Origin of the sequence: Atopococcus tabaci DSM 17538 (assembly GCF_000429585.1) — a bacterium.
GTDB classification, from domain to species: Bacteria; Bacillota; Bacilli; order Lactobacillales; family Carnobacteriaceae_A; genus Atopococcus; species Atopococcus tabaci.
In genome coordinates this window covers 11646-18975 of sequence record NZ_KE386924.1, presented here as the reverse complement: position 1 = coordinate 18975, position 7330 = coordinate 11646, and the positions used below count along the sequence as shown (strand labels likewise).

Genomic DNA, 7330 nt, shown 5'->3' with positions numbered 1-7330 from the left:
CCATTAAAGCGGTACGCGAGCTGGGTTCAGAACGTCGTGAGACAGTTCGGTCCCTATCCGTCGCGGGCGTTGGAAATTTGAGAGGAGCTGTCCTTAGTACGAGAGGACCGGGATGGACACACCGCTGGTGTACCAGTTGTCAAGCCATTGGCATCGCTGGGTAGCTATGTGTGGCAGGGATAAACGCTGAAAGCATCTAAGCGTGAAGCCCCCCTCGAGATGAGATTTCCCATCACTTTAAGTGAGTAAGACCCCTGAGAGATGATCAGGTTGATAGGCTGGAAGTGGAAGCTTAGCGATAAGTGGAGCGGACCAGTACTAATCGGTCGAGGACTTAACCACGAAGTGGTTGAGGGTACGTGTGAAAGGTTTTTGGTTGAGGAGTTCTGTCCGGTTTTGAAGGAATCATCCTTCAAACCAGAATCAATTTGTGCGGCGGCGATGGCGGGAAGGCCACACCTGTTCCCATTCCGAACACAGCCGTTAAGCTTCCCAGCGCCGAGGATAGTGAAGGGTTTCCCTTTGTGAAAGCAGGACGCTGCCGCGCAGATTGGTTTGTTTTTTTGATACGGAGGCTTAGCTCAGTTGGGAGAGCATCTGCCTTACAAGCAGAGGGTCAGCGGTTCGAGCCCGTTAGCCTCCACTCAGCGAGTCATTAGCTCAGTTGGTAGAGCATCTGACTTTTAATCAGAGGGTCGCAGGTTCGAATCCTGCATGACTCATCGCGTTCTTTTTCCCAGCGGACGAAGGGCGCATGAAGAGAGTATGCCGGCTTAGCTCAGTTGGTAGAGCATCTGATTTGTAATCAGAGGGTCGAGGGTTCAAGTCCTTTAGCCGGCACTGTTGCGGAAGTAGTTCAGTGGTAGAACACCACCTTGCCAAGGTGGGGGTCGCGGGTTCGAATCCCGTCTTCCGCTTCTCGCAAAGAATGTCCGAGAATAACTTGGTGATTAAGGCCGGGGTGGCGGAACAGGTAGACGCACAGGACTTAAAATCCTGCGGTGAGTGATCACCGTGCCGGTTCGATTCCGGCCCTCGGCACCATTTGATTTGCACCCTTAGCTCAATTGGATAGAGTACCTGACTACGAATCAGGCGGTTAGAGGTTCGACTCCTCTAGGGTGCGTTGTTTCATTTAATTAACGGGAAGTGGCTCAGCTTGGTAGAGCACCTGGTTTGGGACCAGGGGGTCGCAGGTTCGAATCCTGTCTTCCCGATTTCCATCATAGGTGGGACCTTTAGTTCAACTGATAGAGTGCCTGTTTGTGCAGGAGGACAGCGGCATACGCCGCAACACTTCATTCATCATTGGTTTATTTCACAGGGCGGTGTAGCTCAGCTGGCTAGAGCGTCCGGTTCATACCCGGGAGGTCGGGGGTTCGATTCCCTCCGCCGCTATACCGAATCAATGAGTAATGAAGGACCTTTAGCTCAGTTGGTTAGAGCAGACGGCTCATAACCGTCCGGTCGCAGGTTCGAATCCTGCAAGGTCCACTTTTGGAAATTGAATACTATTATCGCGGGGTGGAGCAGCTGGCAGCTCGTCGGGCTCATAACCCGGAGGTCGCAGGTTCGAATCCTGTCCCCGCAATTGCAACGACATGGTCCCGTAGTGTAGCGGTTATCACGCCTGCCTGTCACGCAGGAGATCGCGGGTTCGATTCCCGTCGGGACCGTCATTATGCGGGTGTAGTTTAGTGGTAAAACCACAGCCTTCCAAGCTGTTGTCGGGAGTTCGATTCTCCTCACCCGCTTAGTACTTAGGGCCTATAGCTCAGCTGGTTAGAGCGCACGCCTGATAAGCGTGAGGTCGGTGGTTCGAGTCCACTTAGGCCCATTGTAAGAGAAAAACACAATTAGTTATGGGGAAGTACTCAAGAGGCTGAAGAGGCGGCCCTGCTAAGGCTGTAGGTCGGCTTATGCCGGCGCGAGGGTTCAAATCCCTCCTTCTCCGTTTTCATTTTTATGCTGGCCCGTTGGTCAAGTGGTTAAGACACCGCCCTTTCACGGCGGTAACACGGGTTCGAATCCCGTACGGGTCATTAGCAGCTTATGGCTGCTACTTTTTTACTGAAAAGTTGAAACATCTGGAGGATTACCCAAGTCCGGCTGAAGGGAACGGTCTTGAAAACCGTCAGGCGTGTAAAAGCGCGCAAGGGTTCGAATCCCTTATCCTCCTTTTACATATATAGGTCCCGTAGTGTAGCGGTTATCACGCCTGCCTGTCACGCAGGAGATCGCGGGTTCGATTCCCGTCGGGACCGTCTTATGCGGGTGTAGTTTAGTGGTAAAACCACAGCCTTCCAAGCTGTTGTCGGGAGTTCGATTCTCCTCACCCGCTTCGCAAATCAGGAAAGAGCTACGATGGAGTAATCCATTGTAGCTCTTTTGTATTTTAAATAATGAAAAGAGACAAAAACACCCTTGAAAATTGCCGTCGCTCTTGCAATTTCCAAGAATGTATTAAATATGGGTTGAGTGTTATCTGGGAATATAGTGCACAAGCCAGATTACTGTATACAATGTTGAAAAACAGATGAGGAATAGATGAAACGCCATTTTGTTGGATCTTTTAGAAGAACGAGAACCAAAACTGACCAGTGAAATCAGCAAAAAGAGAGCCCACCAGCCAGCCTGCCTGCTCAACACACCAATTCCAATTAATAAGGAAAGCAGAAGTGTGATACGGTTGCGAGGAGATGCGTATGTTTTTAATAAAGAAACACTCGATGGAAAGTGCTTGGTAAGCGCAGGGCTTTCGGTAGTCACCATCTGCTCCCAACGGTTGGCTTCCAGAAGAAACAGTGGGAAAAACATCGGCAAAGACCATAGCAAGAGAGCAGAAGGCAAGAAGGTCAATGATGCATAAAATACAATTGCTTGAATCACCACTCCTTTGAAGAAGGCCAGAATGCTTAACGCCAACAGGGCCATATCATATGCCAAAAACATATACTGAAAATGGACGACAAGAGTATAGATAAGCGGAAAAATAATCATCAAGATGGACCCGTGTAAATAGAAGTAGAGAAGGCACAGAACATTCAACGCTTCCAAAAACAAGTTTAACTTTGGAAAAAAGTTATCCATAGAAGACGCTTGTTTTGTCAGTTGGTTTTCTAGCAATTTATTAATTAACAGGAATGCATATATCACTAAATACGGAATGAATTGAAAAGACGTGAAGCGGGCAGCGTATGCCGCCCCGAATAAAGTTTGCGCAACAGGCAAAAGAAAAGTATGTAAAACAGGGTGATAAAGCCAAAAATTTATTTTTTTTATATGTATCATGTTCAAAATAACCGCTCCTTTGGGAACAACATATCTGGAGTCTATTGTACCATATTCCAAAAGAACAGGAAGAATGACAACAAGCTATAGGGAATTTGGGAATTCTATGGTAAAATGGGTACGGTTTGCAAATGGATTCCCGATAGGATCCGCAAAAGCGGAGAAGCCTTGTAACCGACTATATTAAGGGGGAACAACCTGAATGGAAAGAAAATTATTTACTTCCGAATCTGTCTCGGAAGGACATCCAGATAAATTAGCCGATCAAATCAGCGATGCGATTTTGGATGCGATATTGACAGATGATCCAGATGCACGTGTTGCGTGTGAAACGTTGGTAACAACCGGCTTAGTGATGATTGCTGGAGAAATCAGCACGTCCACATATGTAGATATGCAAAAGATTGCCCGCGATACCATCCGTGAAGTAGGATACACGCGTGCAAAATTTGGTTTCGACGCTGATACATGTGCGGTTCTTGTTTCGATTGATGAACAGTCCGGAGACATCGCCATGGGTGTGGATGATTCCGTTGAGTTCAGAGATTCTACAGAAGATGAACTAAGTAAAATCGGTGCAGGAGACCAAGGATTGATGTTTGGTTTTGCGGTAAACGAAACACCTGAATTAATGCCGCTGCCGATTTCGTTGAGTCACGCATTGACACGCCGAATCACTGAGTTGCGTAAAAAACGTATCATTCCGTACTTACGTCCAGATGCGAAAGCACAAGTGACGGTAGAATACGATGAAAACGAAAAACCGCTTCGCGTGGATACAGTGGTCATCAGTGTGCAGCACCATCCGGATGTTCCGTATGAGAAATTGAAAAAAGACATTATGGAACAAGTCGTTTACGAAACCATTCCAGAAAACTTGTTGGATGATGAGACCAAGTACCACATTAACCCAACCGGGCGTTTTGTAGTGGGAGGGCCGCAAGGTGATGCCGGTCTTACAGGACGTAAAATCATTGTAGACACCTATGGCGGGTATGCTCGTCATGGTGGAGGAGCCTTTTCCGGAAAAGATGCGACAAAAGTGGACCGTTCTGCAAGCTACGCAGCCCGTTACATTGCCAAAAACATTGTTGCAGCTAATTTGGCTCAAAAATGTGAAGTCCAGTTGGCGTATGCCATTGGAGTGGCAGAGCCGGTATCTATTTCAGTGGATACATTCGGAACCGGCGAGGTATCAGAATCCAAATTGATCGAAGCTGTCCGCAGTCTCTTTGACCTGCGCCCGGCGGGAATCATCAAAATGTTGGATTTGCAACGCCCGATCTACAAGCAAACGGCTGCATATGGGCATTTTGGTCGTACAGACATTGATTTGCCATGGGAACACACAGATAAAGTGGACGCCTTGCGCGAATTTGTCAGCAAGTAATTAAAAAAACACTCGCCGAAAATCTCGGCGAGTGTTTTTAGTTTTGTTTCTTCTTTTCTACTGCGAGCAAGAAGGGTGGAGCATTGGTTTTGTTGATGAAGCCGTATTGAAGAACGTCATAATCTTCTTGAGGCAGATTTTTCATATAGTGCAGCACCGCATCTTTTTCGGCATCTCCACCTTCGTGTCCGTAGTATACGACCACAATCAATTTCCCGCCGATACGAAGACGTGGCAGAACGGCATCGAAAGCTTTCAAGGTAGTATCTGGTTTGGTGACGATGGACTTGTCACTTTTTGGAAGGTACCCTAAGTTGAATATAGCCGCAGAAAGTTCTGTGCTTTCTTCCACTACGTCCGAGATGGTTTCATGTCCTTGGTGAAAAAGTTTGACTTGAGGGGCTAAACCTGTCAGTACAAGCTTTTGGCGGGTGTTATCGATCGCCTGCTGCTGGATGTCAAACCCATATACAGTCCCGGTTTTCTCCACCAAACTGGCGAGTAGAACGGTGTCATTTCCGTTTCCGACTGTTGCATCTACGACGGAATCGCCTTTTCCAACAGTTTCTTTTAACAATTCATGGCTGAAGCGCAATGCTGAGAGCATAAAAATCACCTGCTTTTTAATATTTCAATAACAAATGTTGTTTTTACGGAAATATTACAAATAATAGATATTGGTAAAGGTTATTCAAATTTAACTGAAAAAGAAGTATAATGATACCACAGTAAAGAAATGATATACATAACACCGTTTGCCGTTCGTTGGATGACAGAGTAAGGCTAAGTAACATTCCAGTACTGGATTAGAACGGTTGTTTTTTTATACTGTTTCCTTTTTCAGTATATCACAATAAGAATTTTAAGAGAAAGTATTGGGGGAGACGTCAACTAAATGAACAACGACAATTTGCCAAAAGAAAAAACGAACCCGTCACAGAACACTCCTTCGTCATTTAACGTACATAAAGCTGCTGCTATAGGAGTAAGTGCATTAGCAGGTATGACAGCTTTTCCATTTGTTTCAGAAGCTGTCTACGCAGAAGAGGCTGCACAGAAACCCGAAGAAAACGAATTGGTCAATGAAATCACAAATGAATCTGCGCAAACTGTGGAAGGCACAGAAGAAGCAGTTGAAACGGCAGAAGTTTCAGAAGAAAGAGACGTTCTTTCTGAAGAAGAACAAGAAGAAGAGCTGTTGATCCGTGAACAGTTGATTTACGAACTTCAACGAGTCTTGACAGAAGACATGTTGGAGCAAGTGAACTTGGAAGAGTTGGCTGCGGAAGACTTAGAAGACCTTCTCGTAAAAGCCATCGAATCTGGATTGGTTGACAGCGACTTCTTGGAAAACCTTGAAATGGACGTTGAAGTTCCTGAAGAAGAAACTGAAGTTGTCGAAGTCCAAGCTGAAGCAGTTGACACACAAGAGACTGACGCAGAAGAAGCAGACCAGCAACCAGAAGAACCTGCAGCTGTTTCAGATGCAGAAGCTATTGTAGATCCTGTTTTTGGAAAAACACCAGTTGCGGAAGAAGATATCCAAGAGTCTGAGGAAACAGTAGAAGAAGCACCAGAAATAGAAGAAGTAGAAGTAGAAGTGGAAACAGAAGAAGCTGTTGTTGAGCCGAAAATCTTTGTGGCTCCGAAAGCCGCTGAAGAGGTTACTCCGGTAGAAGAGAGTGCTCCTGAAACTACTTCTCCAGAAGAAAAAGCAGAGACAAAAGAATCTGTTAAAGCAGAAAAAACTACGACTTCATCTGTGAAAAAGACAGAGGAAAAAGCTGAAGAGAAAAAAGAAGACGAAACCATTCTGTACACCGTTAAGTCAGGCGATACCTTGAACAACATCGCTGCCAAATACGGTACAACGGCTGATCGATTGGCTGAATTGAACAAATTGAGCAACAAAAATGTCATTAAAGTAGGACAAATCTTGTCCATCAACAAACCTGTTTCTCAAACGCCGGCGGCCAATCCGAATGACATCAATGACAAAGAGTTAAACAAAAAGCAAACTCCAGCAGAGTTTATCGAAACGATTACACCGTTTGCTTCTAAAGTCGCTGAAGAGTACAGATTGTATGCTTCCGTAATGATTGCGCAAGCATCTTTGGAAAGCGGCTATGGCAAGAGCTCGTTGTCATCTCCTCCTAACCACAATATGTTTGGGATTAAAGGTCGGTACAATGGAGAGTCTGTGACCATGTACACGAATGAGTACAGTACAAGTACGGGTTGGATTCGATTGCCGCAAGCGTTCAAGAAATATCCGTCCTATGCGGAATCATTCGAAGACAACGCGAAGTTGCTGAGGAACGGTTTGTCGTGGAGCCGGACTTACTATGCAGGAACGTGGCTTGAAAACACAACAAGCTATCGTGATGCGACTGCATGGTTGGAAGGCAGATATGCAACCGATCCGACGTATGCTGCTAAGCTGAACGGCATCATCGAAGCCTACAACTTGACTCGTTTTGATATTGTCGATACTTCCGATAATGTATCAAAACCAGCACAACCTAAGCCGGAGCAACCGATTGAAACAGATAAACCAACTGAAAATGTAGTGCACATTGTGAAATCGGGTGACACATTGTCCGGCTTGGCGGTTCGTTATGGCACAACCGTGGCGCAAATTAAGTCTGC

4 protein-coding genes, 18 tRNA genes, 2 rRNA genes and 1 riboswitch are annotated in these 7330 nt (G+C 46.0%); of the genes, 22 read left to right on the top strand and 2 right to left on the bottom strand.

All coding sequences use genetic code 11. The features are described from left to right. From G470_RS0112180 to G470_RS0112085, 20 genes are all read left to right on the top strand, one after another. Window positions 1-342, top strand: a 23S ribosomal RNA gene (locus G470_RS0112180); the annotation flags it as partial. An 89-nt stretch (window positions 343-431) separates the two neighbouring features. Beyond that, window positions 432-547 (top strand): 5S ribosomal RNA (gene rrf, locus G470_RS0112175). Between the two features lie 23 nt (window positions 548-570). Next, window positions 571-643: transfer RNA gene (locus G470_RS0112170), tRNA-Val, on the top strand. A 6-nt stretch (window positions 644-649) separates the two neighbouring features. Next, a tRNA-Lys gene (locus G470_RS0112165) sits at window positions 650-722 on the top strand. 45 nt (window positions 723-767) lie between these two features. Further along, window positions 768-840: transfer RNA gene (locus G470_RS0112160), tRNA-Thr, on the top strand. A 5-nt stretch (window positions 841-845) separates the two neighbouring features. Next, window positions 846-917, top strand: a tRNA-Gly gene (locus tag G470_RS0112155). A 38-nt stretch (window positions 918-955) separates the two neighbouring features. Next, a tRNA-Leu gene (locus G470_RS0112150) sits at window positions 956-1044 on the top strand. An 8-nt stretch (window positions 1045-1052) separates the two neighbouring features. After that, a tRNA-Arg gene (locus G470_RS0112145) sits at window positions 1053-1126 on the top strand. A 17-nt stretch (window positions 1127-1143) separates the two neighbouring features. After that, window positions 1144-1217, top strand: a tRNA-Pro gene (locus G470_RS0112140). A 107-nt stretch (window positions 1218-1324) separates the two neighbouring features. After that, window positions 1325-1398 (top strand) — tRNA-Met (locus G470_RS0112135). Between the two features lie 22 nt (window positions 1399-1420). After that, a tRNA-Ile gene (locus tag G470_RS0112130) sits at window positions 1421-1494 on the top strand. Between the two features lie 24 nt (window positions 1495-1518). Continuing rightward, window positions 1519-1591, top strand: a tRNA-Met gene (locus tag G470_RS0112125). A 12-nt stretch (window positions 1592-1603) separates the two neighbouring features. Continuing rightward, a tRNA-Asp gene (locus tag G470_RS0112120) sits at window positions 1604-1676 on the top strand. Between the two features lie 7 nt (window positions 1677-1683). Further along, a tRNA-Gly gene (locus G470_RS0112115) sits at window positions 1684-1754 on the top strand. Window positions 1755-1763: 9 nt separating this feature from the next. After that, window positions 1764-1837, top strand: a tRNA-Ile gene (locus G470_RS0112110). A gap of 27 nt (window positions 1838-1864) precedes the next feature. After that, a tRNA-Ser gene (locus G470_RS0112105) sits at window positions 1865-1954 on the top strand. A gap of 16 nt (window positions 1955-1970) precedes the next feature. After that, a tRNA-Glu gene (locus tag G470_RS0112100) sits at window positions 1971-2042 on the top strand. A 47-nt stretch (window positions 2043-2089) separates the two neighbouring features. Next, a tRNA-Ser gene (locus G470_RS0112095) sits at window positions 2090-2179 on the top strand. 12 nt (window positions 2180-2191) lie between these two features. Next, window positions 2192-2264, top strand: a tRNA-Asp gene (locus G470_RS0112090). Window positions 2265-2270: 6 nt separating this feature from the next. Continuing rightward, window positions 2271-2341, top strand: a tRNA-Gly gene (locus G470_RS0112085). Window positions 2342-2481: 140 nt separating this feature from the next. Here G470_RS0112085 and G470_RS0112080 read toward each other — a convergent pair. Then, window positions 2482-3297, bottom strand: a complete 816-nt coding sequence (locus tag G470_RS0112080; protein WP_028274999.1) for a hypothetical protein — start codon at window positions 3295-3297, stop codon at window positions 2482-2484. A 113-nt stretch (window positions 3298-3410) separates the two neighbouring features. After that, window positions 3411-3496: riboswitch (SMK box riboswitch) on the top strand. Between G470_RS0112080 and metK the strand changes: the two genes are divergently transcribed. Continuing rightward, entirely contained in the window at window positions 3494-4681 is a 1188-nt protein-coding gene (metK, locus tag G470_RS0112075; RefSeq protein ID WP_028274998.1) for a methionine adenosyltransferase, read from the top strand. Its footprint overlaps the riboswitch before it by 3 nt. 37 nt (window positions 4682-4718) lie before the next feature. On the opposite strand, the gene mnmM is transcribed toward metK, so the two are convergent. Beyond that, on the bottom strand, window positions 4719-5288 hold the full coding sequence (gene mnmM / locus G470_RS0112070; protein WP_035445719.1) for a tRNA 5-(aminomethyl)-2-thiouridylate-methyltransferase MnmM: 570 nt from the start codon (window positions 5286-5288) through the stop codon (window positions 4719-4721). Window positions 5289-5576: 288 nt separating this feature from the next. Here mnmM and G470_RS14620 point away from each other — a divergent pair. Then, window positions 5577-7330 (top strand): glucosaminidase domain-containing protein (locus tag G470_RS14620; protein ID WP_169720342.1); only part of this gene is annotated, 1754 nt, incomplete at its 3' end.